Origin of the sequence: Rhizocola hellebori (assembly GCF_016862955.1) — a bacterium.
GTDB classification, from domain to species: Bacteria; Actinomycetota; Actinomycetes; order Mycobacteriales; family Micromonosporaceae; genus Rhizocola; species Rhizocola hellebori.
This window is the reverse complement of record NZ_BONY01000087.1, coordinates 23,483-39,054: the sequence shown is the minus strand read 5'-3', so window position 1 is coordinate 39,054 and position 15,572 is coordinate 23,483. Positions and strand designations below refer to the sequence as shown.

Genomic DNA, 15,572 nt, shown 5'->3' with positions numbered 1-15,572 from the left:
TCTCCGGCTCGTTCTCGTCGGTGGCCACGTTGTCGGAAATCTTCAACCCGTAGATGGTGCGGCCCTCAAACGAGTTGCCGATGCTGAACCGCTGGGCGATCGCCGGATGGTCGGCCACGATCTGGTTGATCTCCGCGTTGGTTTCCGCATAGTTGTGGTACGCCGAGTCCGCCGACGGGAAGTCGTTGATGGTGACATCGTCGGCGTGCACGGTGGGGGCCGGCACCAGCTCGAGACCGAAGCCCAGCTTCTGGATCGCGTTGGCCTCGGCGGAGGTCGCGGTGATGAACAGCGTGCCGTGCTCGCTGTAGTCGATCGCCGCGCCGGTGCGCGCGACGGCGTTGCGATCAGCGAACGTCTTGGGGCCGGTGACCCGGTACTGCGCGCTGGTGGACGCCTCCGGGCCGGAAGGAGCGCTCTGCACCGGCGCGGTGGCCACGAAGGCCAGGGTGACCGCGAGCGCAGAAACGAGGACTGCGACTTTACTTCGCCGCATGGGTGCCTCCCTTGGGTTACTCCTGTAAGGGGTGTGAGGAGGCTCTCAGCGCAGCATGTAACCAATGGTCATATCAATAAATGGATCAATAACCTGAACAGGCAGGTAAACTATTCGGCGATGAAGCTAGTACTCGATCTGCACGACATTTTTAACAAAGGCCGCGACATCGACAAGGCCTTGAACGACATCATGGCCCAAGCCATCGCCACCAAGGCCCCCATGATCGAAATCATCCCGGGCAAGGGTTCGGGCGCGCTGAAGAAGCACGTGCTCCGATTTCTTGACCAAAAAGAGATCAAAGCTCTCTATCACCGGGTTGAGAAGGATTCGAAGAATTTTGGACGGCTATTCGTCCACTTCAAGTGGGGTGGTAAACCGTCGCGTAAGTAGGGCAGCATGTAGCCGTGCCATCCCCGACGTCGCTTTCCTCCGTTCGCGCCGACGCGATCGCCCGCCGCGACCGCGGTGACCTCAACAGCGCCCGCGCGCTTTTGGAGCGTGCCCTCGAAGCGGCCTCCATGACCTCCGGTGAAGACCATCCCGAGGTACTGACCACGTGCCACCTTCTAGCCAAGCTGCACCGCCAGTCCGGCGACCTGTCCGGGGCCCGGCGGGTGCTGGAGAACGCCCTCTACGCCGGCACGCACCGCCACGGCGACGAACATCCCCTGCTGCTGTCGATCTCCTTCGACCTGGCCGAGATCGCCGACGAGCTGGGCAACCGGCACGAGGCGCGCAAGCACTACACGCGCATCGCCCGCTTCGGCCCGGGCGCGCCCGGCTTCGATCAGCAGCAGGTGCAGGCGGCCCGCGCCTGGCTGGGCCCGAGCGCCCCGGCCGCGGTCGCGGTCCAGGGACGCCCGGTCACCCTGCCCGCGCCGGAGCCGATCATCGTCCCGCCGGCGCCGCCCGCCTCCACCCCGGGCCGCCACGCCGCGCCGGCGGAACCCGAAGCGGCCCAGCCGGCCTCGCCCGCGCTGCCCACCTTCACCGCGCCGCCCACCCCCGCGAGCCCGCCGGCCCCGCCTTTGGCCCCGCCGGTCGCGCCCACTTTCACCGAGCCGCGCTCGACCCCGGCCACCGCGCCCCCGCCGCCCGCACGCCAGGACGTCTCACCTTCCTACTCCGCAGGCCCACCGGCCCCACCGACTTTCACCGCACCGTCCTCCCCCGCGAGCCCGCCCGCGCCACCGAGCTACCACGCGCCGTCTTCGCCCCCGGCCACCGCGCCCCCGCCGCCCGCACGCCAGGACGCCTCACCCTCCTACTCCGCGCCATCATCGCCAGCAGGCCCGACCACGCCGCCGACCTCCACCGCGCCCGCACCGCCCGCACGCCAGGACGCCTCACCCTCCTACTCCGCGCCATCCTCGCCCGCGGGCCCGCCCGCGCCGTCGAGCTACCCCGCGCAGTCCGCCGCAGGCCCGGCAACCCCGCCGGCCCAGGCGGCACCGTCCTCCCCCGCCGGTCCGACCTACCCCGCGCCGTCCTCCGGAGCGGGCACCACCAGCCCGCCCACCTACTCCGGGCCGTCTTCGGCAGGCGGAGCTTCCTCCGCCAGCGGGCCTAGCGGTTCGTCAGCGGCGGCGGCCGGCGGCTCGGCGCAGAGCGCGGCGGCCGGCGGCTCCCCGGGCGCTCCGGCGAGGCCGACGGGTCCGGCTGCATATACGGGGGCAAGGGATCAGAGCACGCCGACGTATCCGGCACCGGCGGGCCAGAGCCCGCCTTCGGTCTACGGGGCGGGCACCGGGCAGACCGGGTCGACCTACCAGTCCGGTGCGGCGAGTTCGGGTTACGCTGCGGCGCAAGGCAATGGCCCGGCCGCCTCCACCTACGGCACCCAGCGCGTGCCGCAGTGGCCCGAGCCGCTGCGCCAGCCCGTGGTGGCCGGTCCTCTGTCCGGGGTGGACGCTCCCACGGCGAACCTGCCGCAGGTGCAGCGCACCACCAACCTTCCGGCCCAGCCGAGCGTGACTCAGTACCCTCCACAACCGACAATGCCCCCGCCGCCGGTCAAGCGCGGGCGCGGCATGCTCGTCGCCTCGCTGGCCGCGGCCGTGGTCGCGGTGGTGGCGGCCGGTGTCACCGTCTTCCTGGTGCTGGGCCGCGGCCCGGGCAACAACAACGACGGTGTGCCGCCGGGCGCCGGTGGCGCGGCCACCGATCTGAACCTCGTCGACCGCGGCGACCGGATCACCTTGACCTGGACGGATCCGTCCAACGGCAAGGCCCAGCCGATTGTGGTGGGCAACCGTGAGGACGAGGCCACCCGCCGCATGGGCGTGCCGGGTGTGGGGGCCACCGAGACCACCTTGCTGTCGCTGAACAAGAACTACGAGTACTGCTTCAGCATCCTGCTGGCCTACACGGTCGACGACGTCCGCCAATCCGAGCAGGTCTGTACGAATCGGAAGAAACCCAGCCCATCGCCCAGCAAGTAGGCCTCTGACCGCCCGGCTTTTACATGTCACATCGAGCGCCTAGGATGACGTCGGCTTTTCTGGGAGGAACGCAACGGACGCGGGGGCACGTCCCTCGCGCATAGGGGGAGGGCTGATCCCATGGTGGATCTGTCACCGAGTGCCATCTCGCGCAAGGCTCGCACGAAGGGCGGCGTGGTCACCATCGTGACCGTGCTCAGCCTGGTGGCGGCGATGGGGTTGACCTGGCTTGGGCTCAGCGTGAACGATCACGTGGCCGCCAACTACGACTCCTCGATGTGGATGTGGAGCACGGTGCAGGGCGAGCTGGCTCGCGTCAACGGGCTCACCGGGCGGGTCGACACCCGCCAGGCCGTCCCGAATGCCAAGACGCATGCGGTGCAGCTGAGCCAGTCCGACCGCTATCTCATCCTGCGGGATCTGTCCACGGGCAAGGTGAACGCCTTCGACCCGGCGACGCTGGCGATTACCTCCACTATGGACACTCAGCAGGGTCTGGGCATCACCATCGCCCTGCACAACGACGCCGCCTTCGTCATCGACGCCGCGCAGGGCATGGTGCGCCAGCTCGATCCGGCCACCCTGCAGCCCATCGGCGAGCCGCTGCGGTTCCCGCCCGGCATCACCGGCGGCGCGTTCGACGGCAAGGGCCGGTTGTGGATTGCGGTGCCCAGCGAGGGCACGGTCACCGCCATCACCCCGGCGCCTTCGGCCAACAAGGGCGGGCAGGGCGGTGGCGCGGCAGGCCCGAGCCAGGTGCGCACCGACCCGGTGGCCGAGCCCTGGCACGACCTGTCACTGTCCGCATTGGACGATGGGGTGGCCATCCTCGACCAGACCAACGGCAAGCTGTCCACGCTGCGCGGCGACAAGCTGACCGTCATCACCACCGACGCCGCGGGCGGCGAGCTTCCGGCCCGTTCCGACGGCGACGTGGTCCCGGTGACGGTGGTGGAAGGCCGCCACGTCTACGTCATCTCCGGTTCCGGCAGCGAAGTGAAGGTCACCGACTTCACCGTGCCCGGCGAAGGCAAGCTGCAGCCGGCGGTCGCCTGGGCCGGGCGCATCTACGTGGCCGACGACGCCACCGGCAAGGTCTACTCACTCGACCGCGACGGCAAACTGGTCAGCACCATCAACTTCAAGGTGCCCGGCGCGCTTCAGCTTGAGGTCCGCGAGAACCATCTGTTCATCAACTCGCCCGGCTCCTCGACCGCCCACGTCATCAACGACAAGAACGTGGACAAAGAGGTCGACAAGTTCCGCCTGGAGATCGTCGGTGGCGAGCCGCCGGTGGTGCCGCAGATCGAGCAGAAACCGATCATCACCAAACCCAGCGCGCCCAGGAACATCAAGGCCGCGGCCGGCGACAACCAGGCGACCGTCACCTGGGGCAAAGCCCCCGACAACGGGTCGAAAATCATCAAGTACATCGTCAGCGGCAACGGGCAGACCGTCGAGGTGGGCGCCAACCAGCGCTCCTACGTGTTCACCGGCCTGATCAACGGCACCGAGTACGAGTTCCTGGTCAAGGCCGTCAACGGCCAGGGCGAGGGCCCCAATGGCAAGAGCAACAAGGTGATCCCGACCCGCGACGTGCCCGACCCGCCCACCGACGTCAAGGCCGAGGCCAAGGCGGACGGCACCGTCGAGGTGACCTGGACGGCGGCCAACGGCCAGGGCCGGAAGATCATCCGCTATGAGGTCACCGGGATCAGCGCGGGCGCGGCCGCCCCGATCGGCGCGTCCAACGGCGAAAACAGGCTGGTCATCCCCGACAAGGAGCTGCCCTACGGCACCCAGGTCGCCTTCACCGTGGTGACCGTCAACGACATCGGCGCCGGGTCCAAGGCCTCCGCCCCGGTCAGCAATTCGGTGGTGCCCTACAACAAGCCCAGCGCGGTCGTGAATCTGCGCGGCGAAACCCTGACCACCGCGCCGGGAGCGGTGCGGGTGGTGTGGCAGGCGGCCACCGAGAACGGCCGCCCGATCACCGGCTACAAGGTGACCGCGAAGGGCAGATCCGTCACGGTCACCGGCACCAGCGCGACGATGAACGGCTTCGGCGTAGGCGAGATCGTCAGCCTCGACGTGGTGGCCATCAACGCGGCGGGCGAAGGACCCAAGACCACCACCAGCGCCCGCACCGTGATGCCGCCGACCGTTTCCGGCCTTGGCAACGACACCCCCGACTACCACCAGGTGAGCATCAACTTCGCGATCACCGACGGCGGCGGCGCAGCTACCTGCGACCTGGTCGTCAACGACTCCGCGCGGGGCATCCCGTGCGGCGCGGGCGCCGGCGGCTACCTGCTCACCGGTCTGTACGCGCATCAGGGCTACCGGTACTACGTGAAGATCACCAACCCGGCCGGCTCGGCGCAGACCCCGGAACGAAGCCTGACGACCAAGGTGATGAACGGCAAGGTCACCTGTATCAACACCAACGCGCACGGCGACCCGACCTACTGCAACGACGGCATCGGCGTCTACCGCAACCCGCGCCAGCAGTCCGGGGAGAGCGAGGGCTCGGCCTACAACGGCCAGCGCTACGAGGCGCTGTGCTGGGCCGACGGTCTGCCGGGCAACCAGAGCGGCGACGCGGTGCTCAACCCGGTGCAGTACAACGCGGCTCACGGATCCAGCGCGCTGTGGATCAAGATTCCGTTCTCCGGGGAGAACTACATTCCGTGGATCTGGTTTAACCTCGACGCCTACGACTCCGAGTCCGGGGTCAGGGCCACCCTGCGAAAGTGTTGACCCCGTACCAGCACGACCCAAAAGGACAGACCACGTGAACCCGCCAGCACCCCTTACCCCAGCCCAGGTCCGTGCCTTCGCCGAGCTGACCTCACGGCTCAGCGGCGCCATCTCCACCGTGGTGCTGGGCAAGCCGGAGGTGGTGCGCCTGTCGCTGGTGTGCATGTTCGCCCAGGGGCACATCCTGCTCGAGGATGTGCCCGGGGTGGGCAAGACGACGCTGGCTCGCGCGATCGCGGCCTCGGTGCAGGGACAGTGGCGGCGCATCCAATTCACCCCCGACCTGCTGCCCTCCGACGTCAGCGGGGTCACCATCTTCAACCAGGGCACCCGCGGCTTCGAGTTCCACCCCGGCCCGATCTTCGCCAACATCGTCATCGGCGACGAGATCAACCGGGCGTCGCCCAAGACCCAGTCGGCGTTGCTGGAGGTCATGGAGGAAAGGTTCGTCACCGTTGACGGGGTGCGTCACCCGGTGCCGCGCCCGTTTTTGGTGGTGGCCACCCAGAACCCGGTGGAGATGGACGGCACCTACCGGCTGCCCGAAGCACAGCTCGATCGCTTTTTGATGAAGCTTTCGGTCGGGTACCCGGAAGAGCGAGTCGAGATCGAAGTGTTGCGCGGGCACACGCTGCGCTCGCCGGAAGCCATCACGCCGGTCACCGACACCGCGACCATCGGCGAGGCGGTGGCGCTGGCCCAGCGGGTGCACATCGCCGACCCGCTCTACGCCTACGCGGTGCGCCTGGCCACCGCGACCCGCGAGCACAAACACGTCAGGGTCGGCGTCAGCCCGCGCGGGGTCATCTCGCTGACCCGGGCCGCGGCGGCCTACGCGCTGACCGAAGGCCGCGGCTTCGTGCTGCCCGAAGACCTCAAAGCGTTGCTGGAGCCCGTTTTCGCCCACCGCATCCTGCTGACTCCCGACGCCCAGCTGCGCGGGGTCACCTCGGCCGAGGTGCTGCGCGAAGCCATCGAAGCGGTCCCGGTGCCCCTGCCGGGCCACGACCAGTGACCGGGCGCACGCGCCGGAAGCAGGTCATGGCGTGACGGTGACGCTGCGGGGCTGGGGGCTGCTCACCGCCGGGGCGGCGCTGCTGGCGGTCGGATTCGTCTTCGGCTATCCCGAGCTGGCGATGCTGGGCGCCGTCGCCGTGGTGGCATTGGTCAGCGCGCTGGGGCATGCCGCGCTCAAACCGGTGCTGGCCGTGTCGCGCGCGGTCGACCCGGACAGGGTTTCGCGCGGTGAGGGCAGCACGGTGACGCTGACCATCCGCAACATCGGCCGGTTCGGCGCGGCGACACTGGTGGCCCACGATCGGTGCGGCTGGGGCACCGACAGTTCGGCCACCGTGCCGGTTCCGTTGCTGCGCCTGCGCCGTGGCCGCCAGACCGATGTCAGCTATCCGGTGCCGACCTCGCGCCGCGGCGTGGTGCACGTCGGTCCGCTGCAGATCACCCGCCGCGATCCGCTGGGCCTGGTCGCCTCCACCCGCGGGCACGGCGACACCAGCCAGATCTGGGTCTACCCCAAGGCCCACCTGATGCAGGCGGTGCCGGCCGGGATCTCCCGCAGCCTCGACGGGCGCCTCGACCGCGTCCCGCACGGCGCGATCACCTTCGACACGTTGCGCGAGTACGTCATCGGCGACGAGCTGCGCCACGTGCACTGGCGCACCAGCGCCCGGGTCGGGCAGCTGATGGTGCGCGAACACGTCGACACCAGCCTGCCGCGCATCGTGGTGCTGCTCGACGACCGGCTCGGTTCTTGGCCCGCCTTCACCGCCATGACGTGCGAGGAGTTCGAGTCGGCCTGCGAGGCCGCCGCGTCGATCGTCACCGCCGCCGTGCGCGAGGACCTGCCGATCACCTTGCAGCTGGTCAGCGGCAACGCCGCGGGTTCCGGGAGGGTGCGCGGCTCGGCCCGTGCCCTGCTCGACCTGCTGGCCGAGGCCGACCTGGCCCAGCGCGACGAGCAGGCGCTGGTCACCGCGACCAACCGGCTGCGCCAGTTCCGCCCCGGCGACACCCTGATCTATCTGACCGGCACCGGCGGCCACGGCGACCTGGCCCTGGTGACCGGGCTGCGCGGGCCGTTCCCGTCGGTGGCGGTGGGCATGCTCGGCCCGCGCCTGCCGCTAGAGCCCGAATCCGTTGGCGTGCTTATGCTTCGCGCCGAAGACGGCGCTGAATTCGCCGCCGTCTGGGACGGGGTGGCCCGATGGTGAGCCGGATACGCGGCGGGGTGGCCCGATGGTAGTGCGGGTGCTGCGCGCCGGCACGGTGCCGCTGCTGTTGATGGGCATGCTCATCCTGGCCGGGGTGACCGCCGACCGGGTCTACTCCGGCGATCTGCTCACCGTGCTGCTGGCCGGGGCGGCGGTCGGTTCGGTGCTGGTCAGTGTCGTGTTGAGCCGGTTGCCCGCCTGGTCGGTGGCGCCGGCGTCCATTGCCGCCCTGGGCGGATACCTGTTCTTCGCGCTCACCTACTCGGCGGGCAAGGCCGGAATCGACGGCAGCTGGCAGGAAATCGTCCTGGACTCGCTGCGCGACGGCATCCCGCGTCTGCTGGCCGCCCTGGTCCCGGTGGAGCCGCAACCGGACACCGTGGCGGTGCCGATCGTGGCGACCTGGCTGGCCGGGCTGGCCGCGACCGAGTTCGCGGTGAGGGTCAGGCGCACCACGGTGGCGCTGACCCTGCCCGTCATGCTCTATGCCGGGGCGCTGTGGCTGGTCGGCCCGGCCGGGCCGTCCGCGCTGTGGCCCACGCTGAGCTTCGCGGCGATGGCGGTGGCGGTGCTGGCGGTCACCGGGCGGGTGCGCACCCCCGACACCGGGGTGGACACCGCCACCCGCAACGCGTTGCGGCTGCGCACCGCGGCGGCTGCCGCCGGTGGCAGCGCGCTGATTCTGGCCCTGGCGGTGGCAGGCGGCCCGGCCCTGATCGCCACGGTGCACGAGAGGCCATTGGACCCGCGCACCCTGGTCGAGCCGCCCAAAACCGATGCGCTGGACGAGAATCCGCTGATCCGCCTGTCCGGCTGGGCGCTGGAGCCTAAGCAGCGCCTGCTGCGCGTCGACGTGTCATCTGACACCCGGATAAGGCTTGCCGTGCTCTCCGACTACGACGGTGTCACCTGGCGGGTCGGTGCCACCTACCGCCCGGCGGGGCGGGTGCTGCCCGAGATGACCGGCCAGGCCCCGCGTGAGCCGGTACACCAGGAAATCACCGTAGAGGAGCTGACCGGCAAACTGCTTCCGGTGGCAGCCGATCCTCGCCGCATCGACGGGGTGCGGGTCGCCTACGACCGCAGCACCGGCACCGTCATCCGCCCCGAGGGCCTGAGCACCGGGCTGCGTTACACGGTCACCTCGCAGCGGGAGGTCACCGACGTCAACTCGCTGCCGGGCGCCGACGTGCCCGACGCCAAGACGATGGCCCGCTACTTGGCGCTCGGGCCCGGCGCCACCCAGGACATGCAGCTGCTGGCGCAAAAGATCGCCGCCGACAACAGCGCCCCCTATCAGCGGGCGCTGGCCCTGGAGCGCTACCTGGCCGACCACTATCGGCTCGACCCGCAGGCCGCCAGCGGTCACGCCTACCCCAATCTGCATTTCTTCCTGTTCAAGCCGGTCTTCGCCGGCGGGCAGAAGGGCACCTCGGAACAGTTCGCCGCGGCCTACGCCGTGCTGGCCCGCCTGCTCAACCTGCCCAGCCGGGTGGTGGTCGGCTTCCTGGCCCGCGCCGGTGAGCCGGACGTGACCGCCGGCGACGCGCTGGCCTGGCCGGAGGTCTACTTCACCGGCATCGGCTGGGTGGCGTTCAACCCGCTGCCGCAAAGCGATCAGGTTCCCCGCCCGCCGGAGGAGGAGTTCAAGCCCAAGCCGGAAACCTCCGAGCCGCCTGAGCCCTCGGAGGCGCCGGTGCCCACCCTGCCGCCCGCCACGCAGGGGCCCAAGAACGCCGCCCCGCCCGCGTCGGGCGCGCTGGGCCCCAACGTGGTGCTGGTCGCCGGGGCCGGTGGCGGCGGGTTGATCCTGCTGCTGGCGGCCGCCTTCATCGTGATCGTCCTGATGGGACGCTCCCGGCTGCGCCGCCAGCGCCTCGACGCCGGCAGCCCCGCCGAGCGGGTCCAGGGCGCCTGGCTGGAGGTCGCCGACGCGCTGCGCCTGGCCGGAAGGCCCGCGCCGGGGCATCTGACCGCGGCCGAGGTGGCCGCGCACGCCGCGCTGGCCGCCGCGCGCATCCGCGGCAAGCACCGGGTGAGGCTGTCCGCTCCGCCCATCACCGAATTGGGTGACGTCGTCAACCACACCACCTTCGGCCGGGAGGGCGCCGGCCAGCAGCAGGCCGAGATCGCCCGCACCCGGGCGGTCAATTTCATCGGCGAGCTCAAGGCACGCCGGTCCTGGTGGCGGCGGGTGTGGTGGGCGCTTCACCCCGGGCCGTTACGTTGGCGTCGACGATAGGACAGTCACGGGACACACAGCCGACTGCATACCCGGTATTGTCCTCCGGGTGACGGCTTCCCTACCTTCACTGAAAGACGCGCTGCGCCCGCCTTTGGTGTCGGTGGTGCTGGCGGTCGGCATGCTGCTGGCGGCCATCATCATGGTCGGGCAGCGGCATCCCGGGATGGACAGTGCTGTCTATCAGGCCGGGGCGTCGGCGATCCTGCGCGGCAACGCGCTCTACGATTCGCTGGCCATCCCCTTGCCGTGGGCGGATCTGCCGTTCACCTACCCGCCGGTTGCGGCGATCTTCTTCCTGCCGCTGGTCGCTTTCAAGCTGCACATCGTGTGGGGCATCATGGCCGCGCTGTGCGTGCTGGCGCTGGGCGTCGCGGTGCGCGCCTTCCTGCGCTCGCTGATCGACGAGCCGAGCCCGTGGCTGGTCAACGCGGTCACCTTGCTGCCGCTGGGGTTGCAGGCGGTGTGGAGCACCATCGGCCTGGGCCAGGTCAACCTGATCCTGATGGCGCTGATCGCCGTCGACGTGCTGGCGATGCGCGGCTCACGCTACAGCGGGGTGCTCATCGGGATAGCCGCCTCCATCAAGCTGACCCCGCTGATCTTCATCCCGCACCTGCTGCTGACCGGCCGGCGTTCCGACGCGGCCCGCGCCACCGCGACTTTCCTTGGGCTGCAGGCTTTCGCGTGGCTGGTGCTGCCCGGCGACTCGGTGCGGTTCTGGACCTCGGCGATCATGGAGGGCAACGGCAACCGCACCTACGAGTCGGCCAACCAGTCCATCAACGGCCTGCTGCAGCGGCTGACCGGGGAGGCACCCAGCGCGCTGACGGTGAGCCTGATCCTGGGCGCGGGATGCCTTGCCCTGATGGCGGTTCTGGTACGCCGCCTGCACGATCACGACCAGCCGCTGGCCGCGATGCTGGTGACCGCCTTCTGCGGGTTGCTCATCAGCCCGGTCACCTGGACCCACCACTGGGTGTGGGTGGTGCCGCTGTGCATCCTGCTGGGCTACCGGGCGCTGCGCCGCGGCGAGGTCGGGGCGCGGGTGCTGCTGGCCTTGCTGCTGCTGGTGTTCAGCGTCGACTTCCGGCTGCTGGTGCGTCACGGCGAAAAGCTGGAACTCGACTGGGGTCTACGCGAAACGCTGGTCGGCAACTCGTATCTGTGGGCGGCCGTCATCGTCGGCGTGACCGGGATCGCCTGGCTGGTGGCCCGGCAGCAGCGCATTGCCGCTGCCACCGGGCCGATGCTGCCTATTGATTCAGTACCGTCCCCGCGGCAACCGGATCCGTCAGATCGACAACTCGTGGATCAGCGACGCTGATCAGCCACAGCCGCTCGCTGCCCTCGGGCTTGCCGTCCGCGCGGGTCGGCACCGCGAAGGTGATGGCGGTGGCCCCGGCCGCGATGGTGGCGCAGGCGGCGATGGGCGTGAAGTCCAGGACCGGCAACGCCGTGTCCGGCAACGACACCGCACACACCGGCAGGTCCACCGACAGCGGACGTGACAGCGACACCACGAAGTTCAGCGGCTGACCCTCCACAGCGGACACATCCGCCACGGTGAGCCGGGCCCGGCTGGAGAAGACGGCCACCTGCGGGTCGTGGTCGCTCGCGCCGCGCGCCCCGTCACCGGCGAAGTCGGCCGGCCAGTCGGCGTTGACGTGCGCGGCCCGGATCCGTACCAGGTCGTCGTGCAGCCGCTGGTTGACGAACACGTGATCCAGCGTCTGCGCCTGCCCTTGGAACACATACGAATACGCGCTCGCCGGGTTCAGCGCCACCAGGTCCTCCCAGAGGCTGTCCAGGCCCTGCTGGTAAAGCGGGGCCAGCTGGTCCGAAGGCGGGCTCAGCGGGTCGTCCGGGCGCGGGAACACGTTCAGGTCGCCGCCGTAGACGACCCGGGCGTTCGGGTCACCGGCTTCGATGGCGGTGACGATGGCGGCCCCGTATGCCGCCTGCTCCCGCCGCTGGCCGACCCGCGCCTGCGGGGTGGACGAGAAGTGGTTGCTCACCGCCCAGATCGTGAACGACTCGGTGCCGCCCGGCTTGGCCGCCACGGTGAACCTGCCCACCTGCGGGGCGCGGGTGTAGACGTCGGAGCCGTCGACACCGGTGGAGGTGTCCACGTCGTCGGGCAGATCCGCGTTGAGCGTCTTCGGGTTCTGCACGTCCACATTGGATGGCAGGCCGGGGGCGCGGTACTGCACGCCCGGTGTCGCGCCGAGCACGCCGGTCGGCGCGGCCAGCGAAAGCCGGTCGGTGCGGTAGAGGAACGCGGCCACGATGCCGCGATCGTCGGCGCCGTCACGGTCATACGCCGCGTCGTAGGCGCCTCCGCCGCCGGCGGCGACGGCCAATGCCAGCTCCTGCAACGTGTCCGGCTTGCCGTCGGCGTTGTCCACCGCGCCACAGGTCAGCACGCCGGAGACCACCGAGCAGATGTCCTGATCCTCGGCCTCCTGCACCAGCAGCAGATCCGGCGAGTGCAGATCGGTGCGGATCTGGGTGGCCAGCGCCTGCAGGTGCTCCTGATAGTCGGCCTCATTGAGCGGGACGTAGTCAAACGGCGGGGAGACGCCGGGACAGCCGGTGTTGCCCAGGAAATCGCAGCCGTCGAACGGGTCGTCCCGGAAGTCGTAGAGGTTCTCCACGTTGTAGGTGGCCACCGAGAACTCCCGGTTGCGGTCTATCGGCGTGGGCGCAAGATTGGTGCTCGGGTCGGTACCCGACACAAAAGAAACCGAAGAGGCCTGGATGCCGTATTTGTCGAAGGAGAAATACAGCCCGCCCACCGCGTCGCCAGACAGGGTGTCGAAGGTGTGCGCGGGCGCCACCAAAGCGGTGTTGTCCTGCGCCACCCACTTGACGCCCATGCTGCCCAGCATGATGCGGTTGCCGTTGCCGTCGGCGACGCCGTCGAGCGGATGCGAGTCACGGAAAACCCTGCGCGCGAAGGGATCCGGCCGGTCCAGCGCGGGATCGTCCACGTCGACGAGGAAGACCTCGCCGTCGGCGGTGGAGGCGAACACGTCGCGCCCGCTGACCACGCCGCTGCCGGAACGAACCCGCAGCTGCGCACCCTCGTGCTGCTCCCAGAACTGGTTGGCCGCAATCAGATCCGCCGGCGGCACCGCGTCGGCCACCTCGTAGGCGGTCACATTCTGCGCCACCACCCGAAGCATCGACGCCGACGTCAGCTGGGTCAGGTTGAAGAACTCCGCCACCCGCGCCCGCAGCACCACCTCGTCGCCGACGACGGGAACGTAACCGCCGATCAGCGAGGAGAAGCTGCCCATAAACACGAAGATGCCGTCGGAGGTCGCCGGATTGTTGTCGGTGGCACCGGTGCGTGACTGCAGGAAGAATCCAAATTGGTCCGCCCCGGCCGAGGTGCGCGCCAAAGTCCTTTGTGTGACAACCCCTTGAACCTCATATGTGGTACTGGATGAGCCGTTGCCAGACGCAGGAGCCAGCGGCGAGCGGGCGCCCGGGCCCTGCACCTCGCCCACGGTCAGCACCGCGTTCACGGTGACCGTGAAGGCACAGCTCGCCGTGCCCGAGGTGACCGTCACCGGATAGGAGCCGACCGCCAGGTCCGCGGCCACGCTCACGGTCGCGCTTGCGGTGCCGCCGACCTCGGTGGCGGGCGTGAAATCGGTGCGGGTGATGGAAGGCGAGGAACTGGTCACGTTCAGCTCGGTGACGATGCCGTCGGGGTCCACCCCGGTGACGACCCGCGAACCGGTCTCACCTTGCGACAGCGTCAGCGGCCCGCCACAGGTGAGCACCGTGGACAGGCCGAAGCTGCCCAAGCCGTCGAAGGTGTCGGTCGCGAAACCCTGCCACTGCGCGCCCGGGTCGAACGCGTCGGCCGGCTCGGTGTCGGGGTGACCCAAGCGGCGCAACGTGTTGTCGGCCGTGCTGGCCAGGCCCGCCCCCCATTCGGTGCCCGGGTCGAGGCCGACCTGCCCGATCACGTCCAGGATCGGCCCGGCCGCGCCCCCGCTGCGCAGCACGATCGCATCGTCGCCGTTGAACCATCCGGCGCCGTTGACCTGGTCGGCCTGCGCCAGGATCGGTGCGCTGGCGGCGCTGTTGGCCAGCACGAAAACGTCGTCGGAGGCGACGGCGCCGGTCAGCGCGATGGTCAGGCCGGCCGTGGCCGACCCGTTGAAGTACATCTGCACCACGTATTGGTTGGCGGCCAGGTCCACCGGAGCCCCTGTGCCGTTATAGATTTCCAACGCTTTGTTGTTCGAGGTGCCTTCGATGTATTCGGAGAAGAAAAGACTGGTTTCTGCCGCCTGTGCCGGGATCCCCAGCAAGCTTGCGACAACGGCTAACGCCACAACGACACGCATGGATGGGACCCTACCGCGAACAGCCGCCGCCCCCTTGTTCGGGTGACGGCGGCTGTTGCCAATCAGCTCACAGACAGGCGGCTGAGGTGCGGGCGAAGGTGGCCCCGTCACCGCTGCCCACAAAGAGCTTGTAACTGAAGTTCGAGAATCTGCTTCCCGAGAATCTTCGGTAGGTGTAACCGTTGGCGACCACGGTCTTGTCCTGCGCCGCCCACACATAGTCACCGTTGACGAAGTAACCCTCGACCGTGTAATTGGTCCCCGGTCCGCTGCGCTGGTTCAGCTTGCCGCTGGGCGCGCTGACCTTGTATTGGCAGACCAGGCCGGTGGGAGCACCCCAGGTGTCGCTGACCATGTTGTTGTAGTGCAACCCGCGGAAGCTGCGGCTGGAATACCAGCTTTTGTCTATCTTGGCGTACCGGCCGGCGCTTCCCGTGCTGTACTCGTCGTAGATCCACATTGCGGTCTTGCTGCTGTCGGCCCACTTGTCGAACAGCGCGACATGCCCGTAGGAGACGCCAAGGATCGCGTCGCCGCGCTTGAGCAGGTCCAAACTGCTCAGCCAGGTGGTGTCCCCGAACCCGGCCAGGTCGCCGGTGTAGCGGTCCCAGCCGTCGCTCTTCTTCTTGAGGTGCCAGGCCATCGAGACAAAACCGGAACAGTCCGGCCGGTATTTCTCCCCGGCGCCGTCAGCCTTGGCATTGGACTGTTCCTGGCTGTAGACGACACCGTAGGTGGCCATCCACCATTCCGCCCGTTCCATCACCGTGTCCACAGTGATCTTTCCGCCGGGGGCCCCGGCGTGCGCGGCTTGCGGTGTCACCGAACTGGCGACGACACCACCGAACGCACCGAGGGTGGCGGCGGCCATCAGTGCCGTAACCCCGGCGAGCATCCGCCCTGCGAAAATCCTCTTCACCATTCATGCTCCTTTGTGTCATCGACTTCAGTCGATACAGCCGGTAGGATGCGACCAATCCCTTACGCAGCCACGAAAGCCGCTTGCACCCGGCGCGGACAAGGCATCGGCGAAGC

At 69.3% G+C, this 15,572-nt stretch carries 10 protein-coding genes; 7 read left to right on the top strand and 3 right to left on the bottom strand.

Annotated elements, in window-relative coordinates; all coding sequences use genetic code 11:
* Positions 1–496: M14 family zinc carboxypeptidase (locus Rhe02_RS41155; RefSeq protein ID WP_275412683.1), on the bottom strand; the 496-nt coding region annotated here is incomplete at its 3' end.
* Positions 497–616: 120 nt separating this feature from the next.
* Between Rhe02_RS41155 and Rhe02_RS41150 the strand changes: the two genes are divergently transcribed.
* The 7 genes from Rhe02_RS41150 (at position 617) to Rhe02_RS41120 (ending at position 11,497) form a co-directional block, all read left to right on the top strand.
* A complete protein-coding gene (locus tag Rhe02_RS41150) occupies positions 617–889 on the top strand; it encodes a Smr/MutS family protein (RefSeq protein WP_203913941.1) in 273 nt (90 codons plus the stop codon).
* A gap of 14 nt (positions 890–903) precedes the next feature.
* Positions 904–2,940 (top strand): tetratricopeptide repeat protein, encoded by a 2,037-nt coding sequence (locus Rhe02_RS50680; RefSeq protein ID WP_275412682.1) that lies wholly within the window; start codon positions 904–906, stop codon positions 2,938–2,940.
* A gap of 120 nt (positions 2,941–3,060) precedes the next feature.
* Positions 3,061–5,700, top strand: a complete 2,640-nt coding sequence (locus Rhe02_RS41140) for a fibronectin type III domain-containing protein (RefSeq protein WP_203913940.1) — start codon at positions 3,061–3,063, stop codon at positions 5,698–5,700.
* 34 nt (positions 5,701–5,734) lie between these two features.
* Positions 5,735–6,715 (top strand): AAA family ATPase, encoded by a 981-nt coding sequence (locus Rhe02_RS41135; protein WP_203913939.1) that lies wholly within the window; start codon positions 5,735–5,737, stop codon positions 6,713–6,715.
* Between the two features lie 31 nt (positions 6,716–6,746).
* On the top strand, positions 6,747–7,928 hold the full coding sequence (locus tag Rhe02_RS41130; protein ID WP_203913938.1) for a DUF58 domain-containing protein: 1,182 nt from the start codon (positions 6,747–6,749) through the stop codon (positions 7,926–7,928).
* A gap of 25 nt (positions 7,929–7,953) precedes the next feature.
* Positions 7,954–10,170: a transglutaminase TgpA family protein gene (locus Rhe02_RS41125; RefSeq protein ID WP_203913937.1), complete on the top strand. Its 2,217-nt coding sequence runs from the start codon at positions 7,954–7,956 to the stop codon at positions 10,168–10,170.
* Positions 10,171–10,219: 49 nt separating this feature from the next.
* Positions 10,220–11,497 (top strand): glycosyltransferase 87 family protein, encoded by a 1,278-nt coding sequence (locus Rhe02_RS41120; RefSeq protein WP_203913936.1) that lies wholly within the window; start codon positions 10,220–10,222, stop codon positions 11,495–11,497.
* Here Rhe02_RS41120 and Rhe02_RS41115 read toward each other — a convergent pair.
* Positions 11,427–14,537, bottom strand: coding sequence for a lamin tail domain-containing protein (locus Rhe02_RS41115; protein WP_203913935.1), 3,111 nt, complete (start codon positions 14,535–14,537; stop codon positions 11,427–11,429). The genes Rhe02_RS41120 and Rhe02_RS41115 overlap by 71 nt on opposite strands.
* A gap of 67 nt (positions 14,538–14,604) precedes the next feature.
* Positions 14,605–15,459 (bottom strand): hypothetical protein, encoded by an 855-nt coding sequence (locus tag Rhe02_RS41110; protein WP_203913934.1) that lies wholly within the window; start codon positions 15,457–15,459, stop codon positions 14,605–14,607.
* Positions 15,460–15,572 lie beyond the last annotated feature (113 nt).

Coding starts and splice junctions, on each gene's coding strand:
- Rhe02_RS41150 (WP_203913941.1), top strand. CDS start 617: ATGAAGCTAGTACTCGATCTGCACGACATTTTTAACAAAGGCCGCGAC.
- Rhe02_RS41140 (WP_203913940.1), top strand. CDS start 3,061: ATGGTGGATCTGTCACCGAGTGCCATCTCGCGCAAGGCTCGCACGAAG.
- Rhe02_RS41125 (WP_203913937.1), top strand. CDS start 7,954: ATGGTAGTGCGGGTGCTGCGCGCCGGCACGGTGCCGCTGCTGTTGATG.
- Rhe02_RS41115 (WP_203913935.1), bottom strand. CDS start 14,537: ATGCGTGTCGTTGTGGCGTTAGCCGTTGTCGCAAGCTTGCTGGGGATC.
- Rhe02_RS41110 (WP_203913934.1), bottom strand. CDS start 15,459: ATGGTGAAGAGGATTTTCGCAGGGCGGATGCTCGCCGGGGTTACGGCA.